The 23,630-nt window shown below is 65.7% G+C and carries 22 protein-coding genes and 5 pseudogenes; 16 read left to right on the top strand and 11 right to left on the bottom strand.

The genetic code is table 11. The features are described 5' to 3' along the window. Positions 1-241 precede the first annotated feature (241 nt). Positions 242-1,075 carry an outer membrane protein gene (locus AC0IY0_RS15565; protein WP_147957816.1) on the bottom strand — a complete coding sequence of 278 codons (834 nt, stop codon included), beginning with the start codon at positions 1,073-1,075 and terminating at the stop codon, positions 242-244. Between the two features lie 584 nt (positions 1,076-1,659). Between AC0IY0_RS15565 and AC0IY0_RS15560 the strand changes: the two genes are divergently transcribed. Continuing rightward, entirely contained in the window at positions 1,660-2,130 is a 471-nt protein-coding gene (locus AC0IY0_RS15560) for a cupin domain-containing protein (protein ID WP_461230061.1), read from the top strand. A 47-nt stretch (positions 2,131-2,177) separates the two neighbouring features. On the opposite strand, the gene AC0IY0_RS15555 is transcribed toward AC0IY0_RS15560, so the two are convergent. After that, positions 2,178-2,402: a hypothetical protein gene (locus tag AC0IY0_RS15555; RefSeq protein ID WP_147909918.1), complete on the bottom strand. Its 225-nt coding sequence runs from the start codon at positions 2,400-2,402 to the stop codon at positions 2,178-2,180. Positions 2,403-2,490: 88 nt separating this feature from the next. Then, the gene (locus tag AC0IY0_RS15550) at positions 2,491-2,673 is read right to left on the bottom strand and encodes a hypothetical protein (RefSeq protein ID WP_147909917.1); all 183 of its coding nucleotides are present in this window, start codon (positions 2,671-2,673) and stop codon (positions 2,491-2,493) included. A gap of 123 nt (positions 2,674-2,796) precedes the next feature. Here AC0IY0_RS15550 and AC0IY0_RS15545 point away from each other — a divergent pair. Next, a pseudogene (locus tag AC0IY0_RS15545) lies at positions 2,797-3,162 on the top strand (hypothetical protein); the annotation flags it as partial. 22 nt (positions 3,163-3,184) lie between these two features. Here AC0IY0_RS15545 and AC0IY0_RS15540 read toward each other — a convergent pair. After that, positions 3,185-3,676 (bottom strand): hypothetical protein, encoded by a 492-nt coding sequence (locus tag AC0IY0_RS15540; protein WP_419831109.1) that lies wholly within the window; start codon positions 3,674-3,676, stop codon positions 3,185-3,187. An 819-nt stretch (positions 3,677-4,495) separates the two neighbouring features. Further along, positions 4,496-5,485 (bottom strand): IS481 family transposase, encoded by a 990-nt coding sequence (locus tag AC0IY0_RS15535; protein WP_471764616.1) that lies wholly within the window; start codon positions 5,483-5,485, stop codon positions 4,496-4,498. 139 nt (positions 5,486-5,624) lie between these two features. Here AC0IY0_RS15535 and AC0IY0_RS15530 point away from each other — a divergent pair, with 139 nt between their 5' ends. Continuing rightward, positions 5,625-6,572 (top strand): IS110 family RNA-guided transposase, encoded by a 948-nt coding sequence (locus AC0IY0_RS15530; protein WP_471764478.1) that lies wholly within the window; start codon positions 5,625-5,627, stop codon positions 6,570-6,572. Positions 6,573-6,650: 78 nt separating this feature from the next. On the opposite strand, the gene AC0IY0_RS15525 is transcribed toward AC0IY0_RS15530, so the two are convergent. Continuing rightward, complete coding sequence (locus tag AC0IY0_RS15525; RefSeq protein ID WP_471764476.1) at positions 6,651-7,871, bottom strand: IS256 family transposase; 1,221 nt, start codon at positions 7,869-7,871, stop codon at positions 6,651-6,653. 63 nt (positions 7,872-7,934) lie between these two features. Between AC0IY0_RS15525 and AC0IY0_RS15520 the strand changes: the two are divergent. The 8 genes and pseudogenes from AC0IY0_RS15520 to AC0IY0_RS15485 all read left to right on the top strand — a co-directional run. Then, positions 7,935-8,457 (top strand): annotated as a pseudogene (locus tag AC0IY0_RS15520) (integrase core domain-containing protein); the annotation flags it as partial. A 231-nt stretch (positions 8,458-8,688) separates the two neighbouring features. Next, complete coding sequence (locus AC0IY0_RS15515) at positions 8,689-9,234, top strand: RNA polymerase sigma factor (protein ID WP_471764474.1); 546 nt, start codon at positions 8,689-8,691, stop codon at positions 9,232-9,234. A gap of 90 nt (positions 9,235-9,324) precedes the next feature. Further along, on the top strand, positions 9,325-10,335 hold the full coding sequence (locus AC0IY0_RS15510; protein ID WP_471764472.1) for a FecR family protein: 1,011 nt from the start codon (positions 9,325-9,327) through the stop codon (positions 10,333-10,335). A gap of 180 nt (positions 10,336-10,515) precedes the next feature. Beyond that, on the top strand, positions 10,516-13,011 hold the full coding sequence (locus AC0IY0_RS15505) for a TonB-dependent siderophore receptor (RefSeq protein ID WP_471764470.1): 2,496 nt from the start codon (positions 10,516-10,518) through the stop codon (positions 13,009-13,011). 137 nt (positions 13,012-13,148) lie between these two features. Further along, positions 13,149-14,251, top strand: a protein-coding gene (locus AC0IY0_RS15500; RefSeq protein WP_471764468.1) for an IS3 family transposase whose coding sequence is annotated in 2 segments (ribosomal slippage) — positions 13,149-13,410 and positions 13,410-14,251 — 1,104 coding nt in all. Because the reading frame shifts where the segments join, the coding sequence is not laid out codon by codon here. 81 nt (positions 14,252-14,332) lie between these two features. Further along, positions 14,333-14,664, top strand: a pseudogene (locus AC0IY0_RS15495) (integrase core domain-containing protein); the annotation flags it as partial. A 211-nt stretch (positions 14,665-14,875) separates the two neighbouring features. Further along, the gene (locus tag AC0IY0_RS15490; protein ID WP_471764466.1) at positions 14,876-17,233 is read left to right on the top strand and encodes a bifunctional diguanylate cyclase/phosphodiesterase; all 2,358 of its coding nucleotides are present in this window, start codon (positions 14,876-14,878) and stop codon (positions 17,231-17,233) included. After that, entirely contained in the window at positions 17,230-17,700 is a 471-nt protein-coding gene (locus AC0IY0_RS15485; RefSeq protein ID WP_471764464.1) for a BLUF domain-containing protein, read from the top strand. Before AC0IY0_RS15490 ends, AC0IY0_RS15485 begins: the two co-directional genes overlap by 4 nt. A 258-nt stretch (positions 17,701-17,958) precedes the next feature. Here the strand turns inward: AC0IY0_RS15485 and AC0IY0_RS15480 are convergent, their stop codons facing one another. Together AC0IY0_RS15480 and AC0IY0_RS15475 are read right to left on the bottom strand one after the other, a co-directional pair. Beyond that, positions 17,959-18,135, bottom strand: coding sequence for a hypothetical protein (locus AC0IY0_RS15480; protein WP_187193442.1), 177 nt, complete (start codon positions 18,133-18,135; stop codon positions 17,959-17,961). A gap of 224 nt (positions 18,136-18,359) precedes the next feature. Continuing rightward, on the bottom strand, positions 18,360-18,524 hold the full coding sequence (locus tag AC0IY0_RS15475; RefSeq protein WP_187193443.1) for a hypothetical protein: 165 nt from the start codon (positions 18,522-18,524) through the stop codon (positions 18,360-18,362). 536 nt (positions 18,525-19,060) lie between these two features. Here AC0IY0_RS15475 and AC0IY0_RS15470 point away from each other — a divergent pair. Then, positions 19,061-19,234 (top strand): annotated as a pseudogene (locus tag AC0IY0_RS15470) (DUF4113 domain-containing protein); the annotation flags it as partial. 285 nt (positions 19,235-19,519) lie between these two features. Here AC0IY0_RS15470 and AC0IY0_RS15465 read toward each other — a convergent pair. The 3 genes from AC0IY0_RS15465 to AC0IY0_RS15455 all read right to left on the bottom strand — a co-directional run bounded on the left by AC0IY0_RS15465 (position 19,520) and on the right by AC0IY0_RS15455 (position 20,840). After that, positions 19,520-19,753, bottom strand: a complete 234-nt coding sequence (locus tag AC0IY0_RS15465; protein WP_147941622.1) for a hypothetical protein — start codon at positions 19,751-19,753, stop codon at positions 19,520-19,522. Positions 19,754-20,187: 434 nt separating this feature from the next. Beyond that, complete coding sequence (locus tag AC0IY0_RS15460) at positions 20,188-20,373, bottom strand: hypothetical protein (RefSeq protein WP_147909903.1); 186 nt, start codon at positions 20,371-20,373, stop codon at positions 20,188-20,190. 200 nt (positions 20,374-20,573) lie between these two features. Further along, positions 20,574-20,840, bottom strand: a complete 267-nt coding sequence (locus tag AC0IY0_RS15455; protein ID WP_147941623.1) for a hypothetical protein — start codon at positions 20,838-20,840, stop codon at positions 20,574-20,576. A gap of 149 nt (positions 20,841-20,989) precedes the next feature. Here AC0IY0_RS15455 and AC0IY0_RS15450 point away from each other — a divergent pair, with 149 nt between their 5' ends. The 4 genes and pseudogenes from AC0IY0_RS15450 (at position 20,990) to AC0IY0_RS15435 (ending at position 23,222) form a co-directional block, all read left to right on the top strand. Next, positions 20,990-21,145, top strand: a complete 156-nt coding sequence (locus tag AC0IY0_RS15450) for a hypothetical protein (protein WP_187193444.1) — start codon at positions 20,990-20,992, stop codon at positions 21,143-21,145. 216 nt (positions 21,146-21,361) lie between these two features. Next, positions 21,362-21,640, top strand: coding sequence for a hypothetical protein (locus tag AC0IY0_RS15445; RefSeq protein WP_147909900.1), 279 nt, complete (start codon positions 21,362-21,364; stop codon positions 21,638-21,640). Between the two features lie 76 nt (positions 21,641-21,716). Beyond that, a pseudogene (locus AC0IY0_RS15440) lies at positions 21,717-22,353 on the top strand (Na+/H+ antiporter NhaA); the annotation flags it as partial. A 98-nt stretch (positions 22,354-22,451) separates the two neighbouring features. Then, complete coding sequence (locus AC0IY0_RS15435) at positions 22,452-23,222, top strand: potassium channel family protein (protein ID WP_147909899.1); 771 nt, start codon at positions 22,452-22,454, stop codon at positions 23,220-23,222. Positions 23,223-23,630: the final 408 nt, after the last annotated feature.

The following is a 23,630-nucleotide window of genomic DNA, read 5'->3' as shown; positions in this document are numbered from 1 at the left end:
GACAGCGTTGCAAACGCAGCGTCGGGATCAGCGCGCCAGGCCGAAACAGAAATGAAAAACACCCCGGGAGCGGGTGCTCCCAGGGTGTTGCCGACCTCACGGCCAGATTGATCGGGCTGGGGATCCGGAGGCCGACAAGTTGCCGGCGCCTTCCGCGGCGGGGAGCGAGGAGGAGGACCAACACCTCTCGCCCGCCGGCCACATCTCCCGGCGTTGAGGCCGGGAGGAGCGCGATCCGATACTAGTACGAGCCGAACTTGTAGTTCAGGCCGGCGCGGACGACGGCGAACTCGTCGTCGCGACGACCGATGGCGCTGTAGGCCACCGGGACGAGGTTGGCGGCGTTGACGACCAGGGCGCCCTGGTTGCGGTTGCCGCGCTCCAGGTTGACGTACAGACCTTCGATCTTGAACGTCACGGCCGAGGAGCGGAAGAAGTTCAGGAACGACTCGGTGGGGAGGGCGAACTCGACACCGCCGCCGACGGCGTAGCCGGTGCGGAAGCTGTCGTTGCCGGCGTAGCCGCCGAACGAGCGGTCGGCGCTGCCCGAGCCGTAGGCGAAGCCGCCGGTGCCGTACACGAGGGTGCGGTCGAAGGCGTAGCCGAGGCGGCCGCGCACGGTGCCGAAGTAGTCGAGGCTCGACAGGCCGCGCGGGTCGGTGACGTAGTAGCCCGGGGCGACGGCGCCGTTCACGAAGGCGTTGTTCCGGCTACGGCCGAAGTCGAGGTACTGGGCGTCGGCCTCGATGCCGACGACCACGCCCGAACCCGGGGTGAACTGGACGTTGTAGCCGATCTGCGCGCCGCCGGAGAAGCCGTCCTGGCTGCGGTTGCGGAAGGTGGCGGTGGTGCCGGGAACGGCGAACGGGGCCGGGACGCCGAAGGTGGAGTTGTTCGAGCGGCTGCTGGCGTCGAAGGCGTAGCCGGCGTTGAAACCCGCGTAGAAGCCGGTCCAGGTGAACACCGGCACCGGGGTGAACACGGGCGGCGGGGCGGCGCGACGCGGCAGGTCGGCGGCGGCAGCGGCGCCGGTCAGGGCGGTGAAGGCGGCCAGGGAGGCGAGAAGCTTGGTCATCGTGCTGGGTCCGGGATTTCTATCTGACGGTAAGGCTACCGGCCCATGGGCCAAATAGCTGTAGTTTTACGGACACACCTGTCGCCGATGAAGCAAGACGGCGTAGTAAACCATTTATGAAGCGGCTTTGTGCGCGCTAAGTATTTCGCAATGTACTGCGTCATGCGTCGTAACTACTAGGTTGCGATTTGGTTGCATCATGCAGCGGCGGCGCCCGCGAACTGTGACCCGCAAGTCACAGCTTGGAGTGTGAGGCTCACTGCAAGGTGGCACTTCTCTCGGGGGCTTCACGCCACACCATGCCGATCCGGCCGCGCCCGCCGGACACATGTCATGCCGGCCGCTGCACCTCGGGAGCATGATACGGCCAACAATTCCGGTCCTCGCCTCCAGATGCGGCCGCTGCTGTTCCTGAGGAAGGCTTTCGTGGATCCGGTCGGTGGCGAGTATCGCCCTGGGTAGCAGACCTGCACCGGACGAGTTTGACCCAGCGATACGGAAGTCCCAGTCTCCGCATTTAGCGGGGCTCATAAGCGATATAGCTACGTTTATCGCTCCGTATAAAACAATACGGAGGAAAATACGTGGATCGGCACAGCTTCGACCAAACCAACATCACGTGGCGCACCCTGGATTGGCTCGATCACATCGCCTTCTTCGTCTACAAGGTCGACGAGGAGAACCGGATCGTCGACGTGCTCTTCAAGTTTGCCGCCAACCAGCGGGTGATGCTGCACCGGCATCACTGCCCTTACGTCACGCTGGTCATGCAGGGCGAACTGCGGTTCTACCGCCCGAACGGTGCGCTGAAGGAGATCCGCCCCAGCGGCAGCTTCGTCTCCGGGCCCGCCCATGGCGAACCTCACGAGGAGGGCGGCGGAGATCGGGATGCGATCGTCTTCTTCAGCAACCGCAACATCGAAGACGCGCTCTACGAGTTCCTCGACAAGGACGGGCGCACGATGCAGGTGCTGGGGATCGCCGACTTCCGGGCACAGCTCGAGGCACAGATCGCAGACGGGTCAGCCGCGAAGGTGGCCGGTCGCCCCGTCTGATGGGAAGGAGCCCCGCAGTTTTGCAGCCGCGGGGCTGAACCATGGAATTACATGCGGGCGCGGCGCATGTGATGATGCCGGTGACGGGTCATGTGTCGCCGCCCCATCATGCCGGTCTGGCCACCCATCCGCTTCTGGGACGAGCTCTTCACGCTGCCCGGGTTATTCATGTTGCCTTCGGCGCTACCGCCCCCGGCGGGTGTCTGCGCCATCGCTGCTCCTGCCATCGCGACGGTGAGCGCGGCAGCGAGAGCGATTGTCTTGATCGACATGGACGTTCCTCCAGACCGATCGGTTCGATCAGCCCAGGAGCAAACATCCCCGCGGTCGGTATCGTTCAGGCACCGACGCTGATTGACGTTACAGATCCTGACGCCGTCGCAACCGCAGCGCCAGGATCAGAGCGCCGGGCCAAAACGCGAGGCTCAGCACCGCGACCGGCAGGATCGGGCGGTCCTTCCACCACACGATGATCACCGGCACGAACAGGCCGAGGATGGCGATGGTGAGGAACGCCCAGACTTCGACGTCGGACAGGTTCATGAGCGGTAGGTAGGGGCTTTCCTACCGCGACGCTTCCTTCACACCTGGTGGCACAATGCCGCCACCAGGCCGATCCGGCCCGAGCACCGCTCACTCTACCCGCTCGACTGGCGCGAGCTGTCGATGGCAATCCGCTTTGGTCGGGCGCAGGGCCGCTGTGAGCGCTGCGGGCGACCGCACGGGCAGATAGTCTACCACCTCGGCGATGGGCGTCGGCGGGATGCTAGACCCGACCGCCGGCGCGATGACTGGAGCCGTAGGATCCGGGTCAGGTCTGGCGCTGGTATCCTCGGCCGCGACCGCCGAACCCGTGTCGTCCCGGCAGCCGCCCACCGGGATCACGACACGGCCGACAACGCGGACGCCAACCGCGCAGCCTCCTGCCATCGCGGCCACATGATCCGCGACAGACCGGAGCACCAACGCCGACGCCGACGCACGCTGTTCCAGCGGAAGGCGATGGGGGATCCATTCGGTGGACCCTACGCCCGAGATACGGTCGAGAAAGCCGTCAGCTATCCTGATCGCGGTCGAGATTGCGGATCAGGTCACCGATCGGATCGCCGTCGGCGGTCCCGCTTTGGGCAGCTGGATGTATCAAGGTGCTCGAAAGCCTGGGCAATGTCCCCACCCCCGGCGGCAGGGGCATCGTTGGGCGACGGGCCAACAGCGCGCCGCTGTCCGCCATCAACGCAGCAGGCTCACTGCCGTGTAGCCTACGCGGAGGATCGGCCCAGATCGTCGGCCCGGCCGCCGTTTCATTGGCGACCATGACAACCCGCACCGTGCGCTCCGGCCTCTCGTCGTTGCCCGGATGTAGGACATGGGCGGCGGCGAGCAGCCCAAAGGCAGCAATCGCGGTGGTGGCGAGGGTGGATCTGTAGTGTTCCATGTCGGTGGAACCGACGGCCAAGCTTGCCGTTCCGCTTGCTCTCCCGGGATAGCTAACCGTGACTTTACGGATGCCGTTCAGCCCGGCGGCGGGAACGATCCGAGCTTTCACGAAGGCTTCTCGTCGGGAGCCACGAAGGGTTGACGAAGCCTTCCGGCAGCTACCATCCCGTCGAGGAACAGCTTCACGGGAGCACGATTACCCTAGTACCGCCCAAGGGTCCCGAAGCACTCGGGAGGCGGGTCAACGGGAGAACGCTAATGAAGGCATCACTGCTTGTTGTTGCAGCCATTCTCGCCCTCGGAAGCACAGCCTTCGCTGCTGAAAGTGGAGCTGGCGGCTCAAGCCGTTCAGGAACCGCGAACAGTACCGGCCCGAACGATGCGGGCTCAGGCTCATCCCCGGGTGCGGCCGGCAGCGGCCCTTCAACTGGCGGGATGAGCCGCTCCGGCACGACGAACAGCACGGGGGCCAACGACGCTGGGTCAGGCTCGAAGCCAAGCGGGACCAGCGGAACGCCTGGCAACCGCTGAACGTCCCTCGAATGGGGCGGCCTCACCGCCTCCCCATTCACGGCTTAGCGCTTCCAATGGAGCGTGCGGTCGCATCCGCCTGGTCGCGATACGGTCCTGTAGACACCGACCGTTAACCAGATTGTCCCTCGCTCGCCGCATGTCGGCGGTAGGCACTCTCGCTCCCGCAACGGCCGAGAGCAGAGCATGACGCGCGCCGACCTCGACAAGCGCACCACGCTGACCGTGTGGCCTGGCCATGGCCCAGCGCACGTCGCGCAGGGTCACGAGTTCCCAACGCTGCGCCAGGCTCTCGCGGCAGCCGCTAGAGCCATAGACGCAGAAGACGCGCAGCCCTGGATCATCACGGAGAACGGCGACATTCTCTCGCCGCGATGGATCAGGGCCAACGCTGGATCTAGGTGTTTGGTCCCGGCATTTGGTGGATCGGGCTTGACCTGAAGCGGCTGGGCTCGGCGGACCATGCTTTGCAGATGGCCTCATAGAGGGTGAGCCCACGGAAGGTCTTGAGGCGGCGTGCGAAGTTGTAGGCGCTGACGAAGTCGGCCAGGTGAGTGCGGAGTTGCGCGTGGCTGTCGGAGTGGTAGCGCTTGACCGTCAGGTCCTTGATCGTGCGGTTCATTCGCTCGACCTGACCGTTGGTCCAGGGGTGACGCGGCTTGGTTAGACGATGGTCGATATCGTTTCGGGCGCAGGCGGACTCGAAGCTGCCGGCTCGGAATGTCTCGCCGGCTGCCATCGCCTCCTTGATGATGGAAGCGGCCGAGGCGATGTTGCCGGGCGTGGTGAAGTGGGCGCCGTTGTCGGCGAGCACCGTGTGCGCCTTGTAAGGCACGGCCTCAATAAGATGGCGGAGAAAGTCGCCTGCGACCCGCCGCGTTGCCTTCTCATGGAGTTCGACGAAGGCGAACTTGGTCGTGCGATCGATGGCGACGAATAGGTAGAGCCGACCCTCGGCCGTGTGTATTTCAGCCAGATCGATGTGGAAGTAGCCGAGAGGGTAGGCCTTGAAGCGCGACCGCTTGGGCTTGTCGCCGTCGACCTCCAGCAATCGGCTGATACCGTGGCGTTGCAGGCAGCGGTACAGGGACGAGCGGGTCAGGTGCGGGATCGTGGCCTTCAGCGCGTAGAGGCAGTCTTCGAGCGGCAGAAGCGTGTGACGGGGAAAGGCGACAACGACCGCTTCGTCCTCGGGTGACAGCACCGTCGAACGCGGATCCTTCGGCCCCGTGCGCTGGTCGGCGACCGAGGTTCGCTGCCTCCACTTAGCGACCGTCTTTGGGTTGATCCCGTAGCGCTTCGAGAGCGCCCTCAGGCTCGCTTGACTATGCTGGATCGCGCGACGGACTGCCTTGTATCTTTGAGTTGCCCGCTGGAGTGAAGCCAGTGAGGCTACAAGGTGAGGGTCAGCCCGTGTTTGCCTAGGGTTTTCTAAGCCCGCGACAGAGCAAGGTGCGGCCCTCACCGCCACAGTCCCGAACCCGGACAGCCGCTCGGGCCAGAGCCCGCATTTGCAAGGTAGGGTCATGGACGAACAACCCACCATCTTCGTCGGCATCGACGTGTCGAAGGATCGTCTCGACGTTCACCTCAGACCGTCGGACGAGGCATTCCATGTCCCGCGTAACACCAAAGAGCTGGATGCTCTCGCGCGTCGGCTCAGTGGCTTACCTGTGGCCCTCATCGTCCTGGAGGCTACCGGTGGCTTCGAGGCGAGCGTCGCTGCAGCACTGGCCGCTGTCGGGCTGCCGCTTTGTATCGTCAACCCGCGTCAGATCCGCGACTTCGCCAGAGCGATGGGCCGGTTGGCGAAGACCGACACGCTCGACGCCGAGGTCATTGCCCTCTTCGCCGAACGCATCAGACCACCGGCCAGGCCCTTGCCGGAGCCGGAGAGACGGCACTTCGCCGAGTTCGTGAGCCGGCGGCGGCAGATCATCGGGATGATCTGCATGGAGACCAACCGTCGCGATCAAGCCGTGGACAAGCAGCTGACCCGGCGGCTCGACCGACACATCGGCTTCCTGGAGAAAGAACTCGTAGAACTCGACAGCGACATTGGACAAGCCATCAAGGCCTGTCCGGTCTGGTGCGAGACCGAGGCGCTGCTCAAGTCCGTGCCCGGGATCGGTGACGTGACCGCACGCACGCTTCTGGCCCAGTTGCCCGAGCTCGGCACCATCGGGCGCCACCAAATTGCGGCCCTCGTCGGCATCGCTCCCATCAACCGCGACTCCGGTCTGATGCGAGGTCGAAGATCCATCGCGGGTGGACGAACCTCGGTGCGGGGCGTGCTCTACATGGCCGCTCTGACCGCGATCCGGCGAGGCTCTCCTTTTCGGTCCTTCTACGAGCAGCTGACCCAGCGAGGTCGGCCGAAGAAGGTCGCCCTCGTCGCCGTGATGCGAAAGCTCCTGGTGACGCTCAACGCCATCGTTCGCGACCGCACGCCCTGGCGGTCGATCACCGCTTGACCTTCAACACAGCCGCTCCGTCGTCGTGGCGCTGCCGGGGACTGTCAGGAATTTCGTGTGCGGGCGGCGTGTTGAACATCAGGCCGCCATGGCCCGGGTGAAGCGCTCGCCGAAGATGACGGCGAACTGCGCCTTGGCCATGACCCACTCACGCGGGCCCATCTTCCACGCCTTCTCGAAGCGGTTCAAGACCAGGTAGAGCAGCTTCAGCGCGGCCTCGTCGGTCGGGAAGTGACCGCGGGCGCGCACGGCCCGGCGCAGGGTGGCGTTCAGAGCCTCGATGGCGTTCGTCGTGTACAGGATCCGGCGAACCTCGCCCGGGAACGCGTAGAACGGGATCACCTCGCCCCAGGCCCGTCGCCAGCTCTGGGCGATGGCCGGGTAGCGCTTGCCCCACTCGCCCGCCTCGAAGGCCGCCAAGGCCGCCTCGCCAGCTGTGGCATCGAGCGCGCGGTAGATGTCCTTCAGCGCGGCCGCCACGAGCTTGCGGTCCTTGTAGGAGACGAAGTCGAGGCTGTGGCGCAGCAGGTGAACGATGCAGGTCTGGACCAGCGCCTCGGGGAACACCGCCCGGATCGCATCGGGGAAGCCCTTCAGGCCATCGACCACGGCCAGGAGCACGTCCTCGACGCCGCGGTTCCTGAGCTCGTTCATGACCCGTAGCCAGAACTTGGCGCCCTCGTTCTGCTCCAGCCACAGGCCGAGGATCTCCTTGGAGCCGTCGGCGCGCACGCCCAGCGCGATGTGGACCGCCTTGTTCCGGACCACACCCTCATCGCGCACCTTGATCCGCAGGGCGTCGAAGAACACGATCGGGTAGACCGGCTCCAGCGGCCGGGCCTGCCAGGCGGCGACCTCCTCCAGGACCGCGTCGGTCACCGCGCTGATCAGGTCGGGCGAGACCTCGATGCCGTAGAGCTCGCGCAGGTGGGAGACGATCTCCCGGGTGCTCATGCCGCGGGCGTACATCGACACGATCTTGTCGTCGAAGCCGGGAAAGCGGCGCTGATACCGGGCGATCAGTTGCGGATCGAACGTCGCCTGCCGGTCGCGCGGGATCGCCAGCTCGATCCGGCCAGTCTCGGTCGTGACTGTCTTGCCGCCATAGCCGTTGCGCGTGTTGCCAGCATCCTCGCCCGCCAGATGGTGGTCCATCTCGGCGTTGAGCGCTCGCTCGGCCAGGGCTTTCTTCAGCTCGTTCAACAGGCCGTCGGCCTCGAAGGCCGTCTTCGGATCGGCCCCGGCCAGAAGCTGATCCAGGAGCGTGTCAGGAATACGGGGTGCTTTGCGTCGTGCCATCGGGAACCTCCATCGGATCCACTATGGCCGCCCGCACACGAAATTCCTGACAGTCCCGACGGGGCGCGCGCACATGATGGACGCAAGATCCGGATGCTCGACGTCGTCGACGAGTTCACGCATGAATGCCTGGCGATCCGAGTCGCCCGCAAGCTGAAGGCAACCGATATCATCGACGTGCTCTCGGACCTGTTCATCCTCCGTGGCGTACCTAGCCATATCCGTTCGGATAACGTCCCGGAGTTCGTTGCGAAGATCGTACAATCTTGGATCACCGGCGTCGGCAGCAAAACCGCCTACATCACTCCGGGCTCACCGCGGGAGAATGGCTACGTCGAAAGCTTCAACGTGCGGCTTCGCGATGAACTGCTCAACGGCGAGATCTTATACACACTCAGGGAGGCGCGGATCGTCATCGAAAATTGGAGATGTCATTACAACACCGTGCACCCCCACGCCTCACTGGGATACCAGCCGCCTGCACCGGAAGTGTTCATGTCCAGCCTTCTCCGCTTGGCCGGCCGCGCTCGCCCGACCCGCTCCGCCGGCCAAACTACCCGTGGTGGAGCGGCCTACCGCGCACTAACTTGAACCTTGGAGCACCCTGTGGGGGCCGATCACGCTCACTGGCGACCTCACATGAAAGCTTCTTCGCGATCGAAGTACCGCCGCCGATTGATCAACTTGAACGTAGAATAAATATAAACTGATGCTACGCTCTAGCGTGTAGCTTTTATGTTCTTGCCAAATGGCGTGTCTCCAGGATACGCGATGACGTTGCTTAATTGCTCCGGCGATTTGTCGCTGGCAGAGGTCGATGGCTGTCGTCACTCCTTCGCGCGAGGCGCGCGCAAGTCATTTAGCGAGACTTTATCGTACCCATTGTAAAGCCTTGCTGCGCTTTCTGGATCGGAAGGTCGGCCAAAACGATGCGTCGGATTTGGCGCACGAGGCATTCCTCCGGATCGCACATTCGGGACATAGCCAGACACGTCTCCACAACGAGCGCGCCTTCCTGTTTCAGATCGCAGCGAACCTGGTCCTCGACCACAAGCGTGCGCAGTTGCGCCATTCTCGCATCCTCACGGCCATTGAGATAGACGAGCTCTTGATGGTTGCCGACGAGACGCCGGGCCCGGAGCAGTTCGCTCAGTCGCGTGGTGAGGTGCAGGCTCTCGACGCGGCACTGCACGAATTGCCTCTCCGGCGCGCCGAGGCCTTCCGGCTCAGCCGGATCGAAGGTCTAAGTCACGCATCCATCGCCGCCCGTCTTGGCGTATCGCTCCGCACCGTGGAGGCAGAGGTCAGGATGGCTCTCGATCATTGTGCCGACCGTCTGCGATCCGGACGATCGCCGGATTGATCGCGGCATCCTCCTGATGACAATGGTCCCCGGCATGGAATGCCCTTCAGGAGATCGCTTGAAACGCTCGCGGCAAACGGCGAGAGACGAATGAGCGCGCCGGATGATCATGGCGGACCGTCCGCCGACAGGGACCGATGCATCGCGCAGGACGCGCGCGCCTGGGTGGTTCGCCTGACGTCAGGCACCGCGACGCAGGACGACGCACAGGCGCTTGCCGCCTGGCGCTCCGATCCGGAGCAGGACGCCGCCTTCCGGGCTGCAGCAGGACTCTGGAAGCAGGCGGGCCACGCCCTTGCCGGCCCAGCGCGCGCGCCTGCCAGCCGCGGTGACCTGCTGGCGATGACCCGGCGCCGCATGCTCCGCCGGGTGGCCGCGGGAGGCATCGCATCGGCCTCGATCGCCGCCGGCGCGACGCTCGCGTTGCGATGGCCGGTGCTGAATGCGGCCTATCGGACAGGAACCGGTGAGATCCGAACGGTGGTCCTGTCGGGCGGCATCCGCATCGAGCTGGATGCCGAAACCGCCCTGGACGCCCGCCTCGACGACGAGGGACACGACATGGCCCTGCAGGCGGGCTCGGTCGCTGTCACGGTCCCGGCCAGCGGTACGGCGCTCATCCTGGGCGCAGGCCGGGGGCGCCTCGTCACCGAGCTGGGTCGGCCCGCGGAGTTCATCGTGCGCTGCAGGCCGAGCGAAGGCCTCTCCGGTTGGGTCGGCGGCCTGGACGCCGACATGTCCTGCCTGTCCGGCGCCGTCACGGTCGTTCCCGCCGCGGGAGCGCCGACGACGCGCCTCATGGCGGGACAGGAGATCAGGATCGGGCCGGATGCGCGCGGCGTTCACCCCATCGACGTCGCCCATGTGGCGGCATGGCGGCGTGGCCTTCTCGTCTTCCGCGACACGCCCCTGTCGGAGGTCGTGGACGATCTCAACCGATACCGCCCCGGTCGGATCGTCCTGGCCGGTTCGGCGGCCGCCGCGAGACGCGTGACAGGAATTTTTCATCTGGCACGTCCGGAAGAGGCCCTCAGCAGCATCCGCACCGCGCTCGCCCTCTCGGAGGTGCGGCTCGGCGACCGGCTCGTCATTCTCCGCTGAGGTCGGCGAGGCCGGCGCGGGAGCCATTGGGTTTTTTTGCGGGCTCGTCACCCGGGGCACGTCTGAAGAGTCAGGCGGGCGATCATGACCCGCCGGGCCGCGGTTGCAAACCGCGCGGGGACGGTGGGGCGAATGACGGTTCAAGAACGCGGGGCGAACCGGACGGGGAATGGCTGTCGCATGGTCATCGGATTGAGTGGTGTCGCGGCGTTGGTGCTCGCCATTCCGACGCCGACCTCGGCAGCCATCGACCATGCGGCGCGGGACGGGACGGCCATCGGCGCGCGGATCACCCGCATTGCCGCGATCGTCGCGGACCCGGACGCGGACGAGACCCTGGATTTCGCCATCGCGGCTCAGCCCCTGGACGAGGCCCTGGCGGCCTACGGAGCGATCAGCGGCGTCCAGTTGATCTACGACAGTCACGCGACTCGCCGGCTCCGCGCGACACCGATCACCGGACGCTACGACCGGGTGGAAGCGCTCCGCCGATTGCTCGCGGGTACGGGGCTGGTGCCGCAATTCACGGCGCAGCGCTCGGCGACCCTCGTGGGCATCGTCGCCGAGGTCGAGCCCGCCGGCATCCAGGACGGCGGCGTCGTCTTGGATGCGCTGGAGGTGACCAGCGAAACCGCCGTCGGACCCACACATGGCTACGTCGCCCGCGGCAGCACGACCGCGACCAAGACCGGCACGTCGCTTCTCGAAACGCCCCAGGCGGTCAACGTCATCGGCCGAAAGGAGATCGAGGATCGGCAGGCGCAGAGCGTCAGCCAAGCGCTTCTCTACACGCCGGGGGTTCTCACCCAGTACGGCACGGACGTGCGCTACGATTGGCTCTACGTCCGCGGCTTCGTGCCCGGGCGCTACCTCGACGGGTTGCGCCTGCCGTTCGGTGCTCGCGGATACTCGCAGCCGCGCATCGAATCCTACGGCCTGGAGCGCATCGAATTGCTGAAGGGCCCGGCCTCGGGGCTCTACGGGCAGAACTCGCCGGGCGGTCTGCTCAACCTCGTCAGCAAGCGGCCGAGCGCGGTTCCCGTGCGTGAGATCCAGCTCCAGACCGGCAGCTTCGGACGCGCACAGGCCGCATTCGATCTGTCGGGTCCGATCGATCCGGACGGCAGAATCCTGTACCGGCTCACCGGCCTCGCGCGCACCACCGGCACCCAGGTCGACGATCTGGAGGAGGACCGGGTCTTCATCGCACCGAGCGTCACGTTCCGGCCGGATTCCGACACGTCGCTCACGATTCTCTCGCAATACCTGCACATCGATTCGCCCGGAGGCGGCGCGCCACAAGGCCTGCCGACGCTCGGCACCCTGTACACGAACCCGCGCGGGCGCATTCCCACCAGCCGGTTCATCGGTGAGCCGAACTACGATCGCTTCAAGCTCGACCAGGGCTTCATCGGCTACGCCTTCGAACATCGGTCCAACGACGTCTGGACCGTGCGCCAGAACCTGCGCTTCGCCCATGTCGAAGCCGACACCCAGCGGGTTCAGGCCATCGGGCTCGGGGCCGACGGCCGCACGCTCTCCCGCTACGCCTGGGCCTTCCCAGAGCACTCGAACCTGTTCAACGTCGACAATCAGGCGGAGGCGCGCTTCTCCACCGGGCCCTTCGACCATACCCTGCTCCTCGGCGCCGATTACCTGCGCGAAGATGCGCGCTACGACGAATCGCAATTGCGGGTCGTCCCCTCGGTCAACATCTTCGCGCCGGTCTACGCGGGTACGGTCACCCGGCCGCCGCTGGGCACGCGGATCACGCAAGGCCGCAACCAAGTCGGCCTCTACACGCAGGACGAGATCCGCTTCGGCGGCTTCAGCCTCACGCTGAGCGGGCGGCAGGACTGGGCCGACGCCGTCACCCGCACCCGGACGGCAGCGACCGGTGCATTGGCGCGGGTGAAGCAGGACGATGCCGCCTTCACCGGTCGGGTCGGACTGAGCTATCTCTTCGACGGCGGCTTCGCCCCCTATGTGAGCTACGCGACCTCGTTCCAGCCGACCTCCGGCACGAACCGGCACGGCTCACCGTTCGCGCCCACCACCGGGGATCAGATCGAGGGCGGCATCAAGGTGCAGCCGACAGGAACGAACCTCCTGCTGACCGGGGCGGTCTTCGACCTGAGGCAGCAGAACGTGCTGACGCCGGATGCCATCGACTTCCGCTTCAATACCCAGGCCGGCGCGGCACGGGTCCGCGGGCTGGAACTCGAGGCCAAGGCGAGCCTGACCGACAGTCTCGACCTCGTCGCCTCCTATGCGGCCATGACCAGTCGATTCACCAAGGCGAACGCCGATGCGACGGGAGCCAGCATCGTCGGGAACGAACTGCCGTTCGTTCCGCGCCATCAGGCGTCCGTCTGGCTCGACTATACGATCCGGACGGGCGACTGGGCGGGCCTCGGCCTGGGAGCGGGCGTTCGCTACATCGGTGTTTCGGTGGGCGACAACGCCAATCTCTATCGGACACCGGTCGTCACGCTCGTCGACGCGGCCTTGCGGTATGATTTCGGGTATCGCTACCCCGCCCTGAAGGGCATCGATCTCGCGCTCAACGCGACGAATCTCTTCGACAAAACCTACGTGACGACGTGCATCGCTGCCACCGGGTGTTTCTACGGTAATAGGCAGACGATCCTCGCGACGCTGCGCTATCGTTGGTGACGGTCAGGAACATCGGCCGAAGAGCCCCGGCGGATCGTTAACTCTTTGGGGACGGTTCTTGACCCTGACCCACCAAACTGGTCCGCGCTGAGCGCAAGTTTTTCGGGCATCCTGAACCCTGAAGGAGGGTGGATGCCATGCCTCGCAAACGCTTCACGAACGAACAGATCGCCTTCGCCCTGCGGCAGGCGGAGAATGGTGCGACGGTGGATGAGGTCTCCCGGAAGATGGGCGTGTCCGAGCCGACGTTTTACCGCTGGAAGAAGCAGTTCGTCGGCATGGGCGTGCCGGAGATCCGCCGGCTCAAGCAATTAGAGGACGAGAACAGTAAGCTGAAGAGGCTGGTCGCCGATCTGACGCTGGACCGCTCCATGTTGCAGGATGTGCTCAAGCGAAAGTGGTGAGGCCCGCCGCTCGCCGTGAGGTCGCCGGCCACCTGCAGGTGGCCTACGACATCAGCGAGCGTCGGGCCTGCCAGGCCACCGGACTCAGTCGCTCGTCGCAGCGCTACAGGAAGCGCTCGGACCCTCAAGTAGCGCTGCGCATGCGGCTGAAGGAGTTGGCCGCCGCGCGGGTGCGCTACGGCTACCGACGGCTGCATATCCTACTGCGACGGGAGGGCTGGAAGGTGAACCACAAGCGCACCTACCGGATCCACCGCGACGAGGGGCTGTCGATCCGGTCCAAACTGCCCAAGCGCAAACGTACCTGGCGCTATCGCCAGGGGCGACTGGCAATCGGTGGACCCAACGAGGTCTGGGCGATAGACTTCATGTCCGACCGCCTGTTCGACGGGCGTCCGTTCCGGATCCTGACGGTCGTCGATTGCCACACGCGAGAGGCGCTCTCACTCACGCCGAGAGCCAACTTCCGCGCCTTCCAGGTGACCGAGGCTCTGGACGCCTTGGTCAAGGTGAGGGGACGGCCCAAGAGCTTGCGGGTCGACAATGGGCCGGAGTTCGCCGGGCGCATGCTCGACCAGTGGGCCTACCTGAACGGGGTCGAGATCGAGTTCTCCCGACCGGGCAAGCCGACCGACAACGCCTACATCGAGTCGTTCAACGGCCGCCTCCGAGTGGAGTGCCTGAACGCCTCGTGGTTCCTGTCACTGGCCGATGCCCGCGAACGCATCGAGGACTGGAGGTGCCACTACAACGAAGATCGCCCCCATACGGCCCTGGGCGGCTTGACGCCCCGAGCCTTCGCCAACCAAGCTGTCACAGCCCGAGAACCTGCATAGGCCGTGGACCACAAACGGGGTCAACTCCAACATGGCGCAAAGCCATACCTCAGGGAGGACCACTTTTCAGGGGGCAGGCCAACGGAGTTCATCGCCAAAGCCGTTCAGGACTGGATCGCAACGGTCGGATCGACGACCGCCTACATCGAGCCGAGCAGTCCATGGGAGAACGGGTACTACGAGAGCTTCAACGCGAAGCTGCGGGATGGACTCCTCAACGGCGAGATGTTCGACATCCTCAAGGAGGCCAGCGTCGTGATCGAGCAATGGCGGAGGCACTACAACGGCATCCGATTGCACGCGTCGCTCGGCTACCACCCGCCTCCCCCGGAGGTCGTCATTTGGCCAACGGAACCGAGCAGTTCAGGGCCGATCGCTCACCCCGCAATTGTCGCGCCCCGACGATGCACTAACGTCGAGGTTGGGCCACCGAATGAGGGCAGGCCAATGTCGCGACCGCCTCCCGCACAGCCAGCCAAGGACCAGTGGCATTGTAACTTATGTTATTGGCGACTCGAAGTCATGGTCCACGTCGCCCAATAACTGTGATGCATCTTCTAGCACCTCGAATTCTGCAGCATTTATTAACTGACCAAGCTTAGGTTTTAGGCCCCGGAGCTTGGTATGCGATCAGTTTATACGTGTCTCACCCAGGCGCACGATCACGGGCTGATCCTGCTCGCTGCAGGCGTCTGCATCGTTGGCGTCTACAGCTCGTTTTCCGTCGCGACCCATGCGGCGCGTTCCGAAGGGCGCGCGGCTGCGGTTTGGGCGTGCGCTAGCATCATCGCCTCGGGCTGCACCGCCTGGGCCACTCACATGATCGGCCTGCTGGCTTTTCAGCCAGGCATGCCCGCGGCGTTCGATCCCTATCTGACCACCCTGTCGCTGATGGTCGCCATAGCGGGGATCGGGATCAGCGTCGCCCTGGCGATCGGCCAGCGCAGTCGTGCCTATCGCTTCCTGATCGGCATCCTCCTCGGCGCCAGCGTCGCCGCTCTGCACTACCTCGGCGAGGCATCCTACGTCGTCGCCGGCACAGTCGCCTGGGATCCTCACCTATTATCCCTGTCCATCCCCACGAGCCTGCTCGTATTCGGCACCGCCATGGTCGTTACGGGCGAGCGGCGCCGCGACCTCCGACGCGCTGGGGCGCCACTCCTGATCGCTGCCATCGCCATCCTGCATTTCTGCGGGATGGCCGCGATGACGCTCACCTTCGATCCGGCGCGCCTGCTGCCCCCCGAGGCCGTCCCGCCGGAGCTGATGGCGCCCGTGGTGGCGGGCGTATCGCTCGGCTTGCTGGCTCTGGCCTTGGTCGGGCTGCGCCTGACCCTGAATTTCCGCGCCCAGGTTCGGCGAGACCAGGAACGCTTGCGCGAATTGGCCAGCCTCGCGGTCGAGGGGCTAGCGGTCTGTGACGGGATGGTGATCACGACCGCGAACCGCAGCCTCGAGCGTCTTTCGGGCCTGGGCGCAGGCGCGCTGAACGGCCGCCACCTGTCCGAGCTGTTCCCCGGGCTCGACGTCACCACGATGCCTGAGCGCGAGGAGCGGGAGGCGGAGCTGATCGGCGCCGACGGGCAGCGCGTCCCGGTGCGCGTCCTGCGCAGCGACGTCCGACTGGGCGGCAAGCCGCAGACCGTGCTGGCCGTCCGCGACCAGCGGGAGCGCCTGCAAACCGAGTCCCGGATGCGCCTGCTGGCCTTTTCTGATGCGCTGACCAATCTGCCCAACCGGACCCGTTTCCACGAATTGGTCGCGCAGCACGCGGCGTCGTACCATGAGCACGGGCGTGCTTTCGCGATCCTCATGCTCGACCTCGACCGGTTCAAGTTGGTCAACGACACGCTCGGTCACGGCCTTGGCGATACGCTCCTGCGAAAGACCGCCGAGCGCCTGAAATCAGCGCTCGGCGCGCATGACATCGTCGCACGCCTTGGCGGCGATGAGTTCGCGGTCCTTCAGGTCGACGTTGCGGGCTCCGAGGCCACGCACGCGCTGGCGACTCGCATCATCGATCTGATGGGCCGGCCGTTCCTGATCGACGGCATGCTCGTCAACGTCGGCGCATCGGTGGGCGCTGCGCTCGCCCCGATGGATGGCATCGATCCCGATCAGCTTCTGCGCAATGCCGACCTCGCGCTCTACAAGGCCAAGGCGGACGGCAAGGGTACGTTCCGGAGGTTCGAGCCCGCACTGGACGCGCGAATGCAGGCCCGCCGCGGGTTGGAGGCCGATCTGCGGCGCGCCATCGCCGTTCAGGAGTTCGAGCTGTACTACCAACCGCTCGTCGACGCGCGCACCGGCCGTATCAACGCCGCCGAGGCGCTGGTGCGCTGGCATCATCCGGATCGTGGCTTGGTCTCGCCGGCCGACTTTATCCCGCTGGCCGAGGAAACCGGTCTGATCGGACCGTTGGGGCAATGGGTGCTGCGCACCGCCTGTGCCCAGGCGGCGCGTTGGCCGACGCATATCCGCGTGGCCGTGAACCTCTCGCCGGCCCAGTTCCGGGACGTGCGGCTCGCCGACACCGTGAAGGCTGCGCTTTCAGCCGGAGGCCTGAGCGCCGACCGGCTGGAACTCGAGATCACCGAGGGCGTGCTGCTGTCGGACGAGGAACGCACGCTCGCCACGCTGACCCGGTTGCGGGCAGCCGGCGTGAGCATCTCGATGGACGATTTCGGGACAGGCTATTCCTCGCTCAGCTATCTCCGCCGCTTCCCGTTCGACAAGATCAAGGTCGACCAGTCGTTCGTGCGCCAGCTCCCGTCCGATCCGGAGAGCGCCGCAATCGTGCGGGCGATCATCACCATGGGGACGTGCCTTGGGATGAGCATCACGGTGGAGGGGGTCGAAACGGCAGAGCAGTTCGCCTTCACGACCGCGGAAGGCTGCGATCAGGTGCAGGGCTACCACGTCAGCCGCCCGCTGCCGCTCGGCGAGTTCCTGTCGTTCGTTGATGCGCGCGAGGCTGCATGACACCGCCCGACGATACCGACCTGTTCCGCTTGGTCTATCGGAGCCGCAGTACGATCGCCGGGGACGCCGAGGCGGTGCAGCAAACCATCGACGCGGCGGTCGCCACCTCGCAGCGCCGCAACGTCCAGGCCGGCGTCACGGGTACGCTGATGTTCACCGGGCTGTTCTTCGTACAGGCCCTGGAGGGGTCGCCTGCGGCTGTGGAGGCGATCTTCGATCGGATCTGCTGCGACCTGCGCCATACCAGTCTCAAGGTCATCGAGTGCGGTCCGGTGCTGGAGCCGGGCTTTGGCAACGGTGCGATGACCTACCTCGTGCCGGACGCTGTCGCCGGGGCGCTGCTCGACCGTATGGGGGTTGAGGTCGAGCTCGCTGATGCCGCAGCAGCCGCGATGAGGCTTATGGCTGCCCTGGTTCGAACTGGACCTCGCGCCATCGAGCCGGTTCAGAACGTCGTAGCTGAATAAGTCCGAGCGCTCGTTCTGCGTTCGCCATGCCGGACTCCCGCAGACCCGCACCGTCTGTTCCGACCCAGTGCCAGCCCAGCTCACAGTGCGCTAACCGGATCCCGGCACCCTACACGGGCGCCGGTGCGATAGACGACCTCCCCCGCCAGCCCGTGATCGGATCGGGCCGCGCGTCCAGCAGGCTGACAGCGCTCCCCACGCCATCGACCTCCACCTCGGATGTCAGCCGATCGATCGCCGGCGTGAGGCTCGATGTCGTCAGACCCGGATCTCTTCAGCATGCAGGCCACCAGCCCGCAGGTGATCGGGGATGTCGGCGTGATCGTAGTATCCGGCCTCGTGGGCCATGGCGTCCAACGCGGCGATCGGGTCGGCGGCCGAGCCGGTCCAGAGGATCGTGCCGGTCGCGCCCTGACGGATCTGAAACACCTTCATCACCACACCTCCCACGCATGTCGAGCGGTCAAGCGTAGCGGCGTCTTCGACGTTCCTGGCCTACCTCAATCGGTCAGCGTTCCGGATGGGCAGCCCTTGCTCGCTTCCGGGCTATCTGAGCGTCCACCAGCGGCCGGCGCCCACCCGCACCAAGACCATCGGCGCGGCCCCAATCGCGGACGTGTTGGTCGCGTTATGCGGAACCGGAACTCGTCGGAGTCGAATCAGGGCCATGGGATCTTCCATCGGGTCCTGGTCGAGGCTTCACCGGCCGCAAACCCATGCTTGTAGCCGACCTTGTAGATGCCAGACAGGATCGCGGCGATGCAGGTCCCGATCACGATCTGGTCGAACAGCGACAGGGAGTCGAACCAGGCCCAAAACAGCATGCCGCTATACCTCGAACCCTGTATCGACGCGACGCATGAACCAGAGCGTCATCCGGTGACAGTCCCTGGCCCATTCCATTGCATGAGTACGACGCCAGAAGGTGATGATCTCGTGAACCGGCAACGAGCAGGGCTCCCGGTAGCGGAAGCGGTATCCGGCTCTCGACGCCTCGACCATGCCGCGGTCAGCCGGAGCCATCAGGTTGCATCCTCGCAAGCCGAGGCCGTGCTTGTGTCTTGGAGATAGCTCGGCAGGAGGCCAGGCGGGGCGGCTACAAAGGGGGCGCCTGACCGCGGCAACCCCTTGCTGGGCAACCCCGCTTCTGGTCGCATGGCTCAGTGGCTGCCTCGGCGTAGCTCGACCGGATGTCATCCGGTCTCGCCTCCACGTTGATCCCGAACCCCGCCGCGATGTGGCACGGGGCCAGCGAGAACATCTCCGAACGTGCCTCGCCGTGCCGCCACCGGACCCCGGCGCGATGGGCGACGGTGCGCGAATCGGCGCTCGACTTTTGCTTCGGCGCCGACGCCCACGGCGATCCGAGCCGCTGATGGCAGCCATGGACGCCTGCAATGCACGCTGGGGGCGTGGCTCAATGGTGCCGGCCCGTGCGGGACTGGTGGCCAAGCGGGAAGGGAACGCGACGTTCGAGATGCGCACCCAGCGCTACACCACCCAGGTGGGCGACCTGCCGATAGCCCACACCTGACTATGGCCCGAAGCGATGGTGTGAATGCAGCCTGGGAAGGACGTCAGCTTCACGGCTGCGTAAAACGGAGCCTGCCGGCGATTGTTTGCTGAGGTCGGTCGGCATACGTCGATCACGTCGGATCGCGATGGCGTCGCTGTCCTGCAGCCCTCCCAAGGGCGTTTCCTCCCAAGGGCGTTTCCTCCCAAGGGCGTTTCCTCTCAAGTCTTCGGGCCGCCCCTTCGGGCGTGGCCTTTTCGTATCTAAGCGTGGTCGAGGCGGTCGCCGGGATTTAGAGCGTCGTCGTCACCCGGCCTCGGCCAATTCATCGACACTGGAGGCGACGGTGAAGCCTTCACGATCGAATACAGTGTAGATCACCACCGCCGGCGCGACGTCGAGGCTGGCGATATGTGCGACAGCGGCCTCTCTAGCGCTCGCTACCGTCTCGTAGGGATCCGGCAGTTGATACATGCGCGTCTCTACCTCCTCATCGGATGAGGCAGGCTCGGCAATCGTGACTTCGATCGTGTAAGACATGCCCGTACGCCCCCTGGTTCAGTGAAAAACACCAAAAAACCATAGCAATAAAATGATCGGCAACGGTATTCCGATCAGCCATAGCAACCCACCGCGTAGCATGTCCGCCTCCGCTCGTTCGTCCAACTCGCTCGGTTCTCAGCGATTGCCAATCAGAAACGCACGAGAACCAGAAAGCGATGCGTGCCCTCAGAACGAAAGCTGGGGAGATTGCCGAATGCTGACCGAATAACCCGCAGACACCTCTTCCTGCCTGCACGCCCAAGCACGCCGGCGCGAGCAAGGGCCAGGCTGGCCTCGCATCCCCGTTCCCGGCCGGCATGCCGGCGCGCTCGCGATCTGGGCGGCAATCGGAGGCTCGCACGTCAGCAACACCAGGATCCTGGCGCGTGTGTTCTTGCGCAGCCGCGTGCCGGTGCGTTCCACGCACGCCGCTACTGCAACCTCCCGGTCCCGGCGTTCAGGCCCAGGCAGATGGCCAGCGCGAGCAGATCGCCGGCGGTGAGCCACACACCGCCATCCACGCGCCAATGTTCGAAATCGTCATCGGCCTCGACGGTGTGGCCGCGGGACGTGATGACGGCCACGGCCTCGGCGATCGGGTCCGAATCCTCGAGCATGCGCTATGCCGACGCCACGGTCATCCGGCGGCGCGCTTCAGCAAGGCGCTCGTCGTCCGCTACATCGGGCATGTCGGCCGCGACCTTCTCGACGATCTCGCGCGTCATCGCCTCGTCCAACCCAAGGCCGCGGGCGAACCCATCGAGGCGGCGCATCATATGCTGCGTTGCAGTCCGATCGGGCGGGGACGGCTCATCGCTCATCCCTGGACCGGAAAGCCCATGAGGACAGCGGTCATCACCATCGTGCGCCTCAGCCCCGGGGTGGTGGCCTCTTCCGCCAGCAGTTTCTTGGCCTGGGGGTGCATCTCGATCGCCTTGGCTACGTCGACCCGGTGACCGGACTTGAAGACGAACGGCTCGGCGTTGGCATCCGTCAGGTAGGCGGTCGTAGCCGCTGCGATCTCGTCGTCCGTCACCTCGGACTTGCGGCGCAGGTCGCCGACGCTGGGGATTTCTTTGGCCATGCGGTAGAGCTACAGCGCCCTGCCCGGGGCGTCCATCAGGCCGCCACTCGACGCCAGCTTGGCCGTATTAGGTTTCAGCCCCGATAGGGCGCATAGGGTCTCATCCCTCAGCGCAATCCCGTGCCCTGGGCCACGACACGGAGGCCGAGATGGCGCTCGAACTCAAGACCGGCAAAGCGCAGAGCGTCACGGCAGAGGACTTCAACGAGCGGGTGAAGCGCCTGCTCGCAAACAAGCCCGACCCGCAGAAGGCTGAGCCAAGGGGTAGAAGCTTCAAACCCAGCAAGCCCCCGACGAACACCTGAACAGCGACTACGTCGGCCGGGCGGCCATAACATCACGGCTCGCCCGGCCCGCGCGCACGCTCCCAGCGCGTCCGCGGCTGGTGCGCGCCACATGATATCGTCGAGATCCCGTCGCCACGTGACCACGTTACAACGTGGCAGCGCGATAACGTTGTCACCTCCTGCGCGACGGTCTACTTTCCGATAAAAATCCATTTTAGGACCTCAGAAGACTACATGCCATCAACGCCTCCTCGCCTCTCATTCTCACACGCCGGGCAGGACTTCATCGTCAAGGCGCGGCCGGTCGCGGACGGCATCGAGGTTCGCGGCTTCTGGCATGCCCGTTCACGGGGTCGGACGCGGTTCTTCGTCGTCGTGCCGTCTGAGGCCATCCAGAAGGCCCAACGGCCTGACTGGGCCGATCCGGTACAAGCCGCATTGAAGCTCGTGCGGACCCGGATCGTCACGGCGCTCGACGAAGGCGAGCCGCTCGTCGAGGAAACCCAGCCGTGAGAACCGACATCGCCCTCCCGTCACCGATTGGCCTGCAAGCCTTCGCCGACAGGGCCAGAGGGTATGCCGGTCGGCGGACGATCCGAATTCGCCACTGCACATCCTGGAGCACGCGGTCCATCCCGGGTCAGCTGACCTGATCCTGCCGGCCTTCGGCTGCGCCGACGCGGGCGTATCGCTGGCGGGAAACACGCCGCGGGTGCTCCTCGACCCGGCGACCGGAGTTGAAGACGAACGGCTCGGCGTTGCGCTCGGCCTGTTTGTGGGCAAGCAGGCCGGGGGGCGGGCTCGCCCCCGCTGCCGTGAGGCTCGGGCTGGCGCAGCGCCCCGCCCATACCGGATGGTGGGGGGTCTACGGCGTTACGCTCCTCTGCGGCGTCGGCTTCACCGTGAGCCTGTTCATCGGTCTGCGCGCCTGCGCAAAGGCGCCCGGGCTTGAGGCCGAGACCCAGGTCGGCGTGCTGATCGGCTTGCTGGCCTGCATGGCCCCCGGGGCGCTGGTGCTGCGGTTCGCCCCGGCCGGCCCGGCCCGGACCTCAGCCAGCGCCCAGCCGCTGCACCCGGCCGCATCAGCCTTCCTCGACCTCCCAGAACTGCATGAAGCATCGTGCCGCCTCAGTTCCCAGGGCGCCGTCCCGGCGCCATCGACGGCCGTCTGTCCGATATCATCCTCGCCCCAACGGGGGTTCTACTCCTCGGGATGGGTGCCGTGATGGTGCTGTCGTGGCTTTTGGGGGATGAAGCGGGCGCCGTGGCCGGGTACGGCATCACGCGGGATTTCTGAGATCCACCCCTTACGGCCCTTCAACCAATGACGACGTTCACCGCGACGCTGCGCGAGCTCTACGAGGAGGACACCGGACGCGCACATCGCTTCCGCTACGGCCTGCTCGTCTTCGACGTCGCGACCATCGTCTTCGTGGTCGTCACCTCGTTCCTGCCGCTAAGCCCCTGGATCGTTGCCAGCGACGTGGCGCTTGGCCTGTGCGTACTGCTGGACTTCGCGGCCCGTCTGTTCATCAGCCCAGCGCCGCTGCGCGAGTTCCGGCACCTCAGCACCTGGACGGACGTGGTGGCGGTGGCCTCGTTCCTCGCCCCCGTGCTGGTCGAGGGCGTCGGCTTCCTGCGCATCCTGCGGACCTTGCGCCTGCTGCGGACCTACCACCTCTTGGAGCGGCTGCGGCAGGACAGCGACCTGTTCCGCCGCAACGAGGACGCGATCCTGGCCGCGACCAACCTGGTGGTCTTCGTGTTCACGATGACCGGCATCGTCTACGCCACGCAGCACGGCTCCAACCCGGCCATCCAGACGCCGGTCGACGCGCTGTACTTCACGGTGACCTCGCTGACGACGACGGGCTACGGCGACATTACCCTGCCGGGGCCGACCGGCCGGCTGTTGTCGGTCTTCGTGATGATCTGCGGCGTGACGCTGTTCTTCCGCCTCGCGCAGGTGGTGTTCCGCCCCTACAAGGTTCGCTTCCCCTGCAACGCATGCGGGCTGCAGCGCCATGAGCCGGACGCCGTGCACTGCAAGGCCTGCGGCACCCTCCTCAACATCCCCGACGAGGGTGCCTACTAGGGGCGAGATCTGACGCTCGGCACCTGTAGGAAGGGTCTGCTACCGGACCCAACCCAGCCGTCGGGAGCTCTGCGGCCGCTCCCCCCAAAGCGGTCGTTCGTCAAACGGCCGGCGACTTCGGCTCGGGGTGAGATGCGGATATTGACCGACCGCCCGCAAGCGCACGTTAGGCGATAGAGGCAGGGCGCCACGAGCCGACAGGCCAATCGCTCAGCGTCGCGTCTCGCAAGCGGACCGGGAGAGGGACGGAGAATAGGAAGCGGTCTCGCAAAGCCAAAATCGGTGCGAAAGAAGGCCGGGACGCGCATCTGAAAGCACCAACCTGAACCAGATGCCGTTAGGTATCGAAGCGACCTGGGACACCGCGAACCGGCTGGTACATTTGTTGATACACGCACGAAAATGACG

The organism is Methylobacterium sp. AC315, from assembly GCF_979253755.1.
Note: the sequence above shows the minus strand (reverse complement) of the source record. Positions and strands in the feature narration are given on the sequence as shown.

Excerpts from the sequence above, each read along its gene's own strand:
- AC0IY0_RS15555 (WP_147909918.1), bottom strand. The coding sequence starts at position 2,402 with ATGTCGATCAAGACAATCGCTCTCGCTGCCGCGCTCACCGTCGCGATG.
- AC0IY0_RS15490 (WP_471764466.1), top strand. The coding sequence starts at position 14,876 with ATGCGATCAGTTTATACGTGTCTCACCCAGGCGCACGATCACGGGCTG.
- AC0IY0_RS15550 (WP_147909917.1), bottom strand. The coding sequence starts at position 2,673 with ATGAACCTGTCCGACGTCGAAGTCTGGGCGTTCCTCACCATCGCCATC.
- AC0IY0_RS15475 (WP_187193443.1), bottom strand. The coding sequence starts at position 18,524 with ATGCTGTTTTGGGCCTGGTTCGACTCCCTGTCGCTGTTCGACCAGATC.
- AC0IY0_RS15480 (WP_187193442.1), bottom strand. The coding sequence starts at position 18,135 with ATGAAGGTGTTTCAGATCCGTCAGGGCGCGACCGGCACGATCCTCTGG.
- AC0IY0_RS15445 (WP_147909900.1), top strand. The coding sequence starts at position 21,362 with ATGCCATCAACGCCTCCTCGCCTCTCATTCTCACACGCCGGGCAGGAC.
- AC0IY0_RS15530 (WP_471764478.1), top strand. The coding sequence starts at position 5,625 with ATGGACGAACAACCCACCATCTTCGTCGGCATCGACGTGTCGAAGGAT.
- AC0IY0_RS15515 (WP_471764474.1), top strand. The coding sequence starts at position 8,689 with ATGGCTGTCGTCACTCCTTCGCGCGAGGCGCGCGCAAGTCATTTAGCG.
- AC0IY0_RS15465 (WP_147941622.1), bottom strand. The coding sequence starts at position 19,753 with ATGTCTTACACGATCGAAGTCACGATTGCCGAGCCTGCCTCATCCGAT.
- AC0IY0_RS15565 (WP_147957816.1), bottom strand. The coding sequence starts at position 1,075 with ATGACCAAGCTTCTCGCCTCCCTGGCCGCCTTCACCGCCCTGACCGGC.
- AC0IY0_RS15505 (WP_471764470.1), top strand. The coding sequence starts at position 10,516 with ATGGTCATCGGATTGAGTGGTGTCGCGGCGTTGGTGCTCGCCATTCCG.
- AC0IY0_RS15455 (WP_147941623.1), bottom strand. The coding sequence starts at position 20,840 with ATGGCCAAAGAAATCCCCAGCGTCGGCGACCTGCGCCGCAAGTCCGAG.
- AC0IY0_RS15485 (WP_471764464.1), top strand. The coding sequence starts at position 17,230 with ATGACACCGCCCGACGATACCGACCTGTTCCGCTTGGTCTATCGGAGC.
- AC0IY0_RS15450 (WP_187193444.1), top strand. The coding sequence starts at position 20,990 with ATGGCGCTCGAACTCAAGACCGGCAAAGCGCAGAGCGTCACGGCAGAG.
- AC0IY0_RS15435 (WP_147909899.1), top strand. The coding sequence starts at position 22,452 with ATGACGACGTTCACCGCGACGCTGCGCGAGCTCTACGAGGAGGACACC.
- AC0IY0_RS15525 (WP_471764476.1), bottom strand. The coding sequence starts at position 7,871 with ATGGCACGACGCAAAGCACCCCGTATTCCTGACACGCTCCTGGATCAG.
- AC0IY0_RS15460 (WP_147909903.1), bottom strand. The coding sequence starts at position 20,373 with ATGCTCGAGGATTCGGACCCGATCGCCGAGGCCGTGGCCGTCATCACG.
- AC0IY0_RS15510 (WP_471764472.1), top strand. The coding sequence starts at position 9,325 with ATGAGCGCGCCGGATGATCATGGCGGACCGTCCGCCGACAGGGACCGA.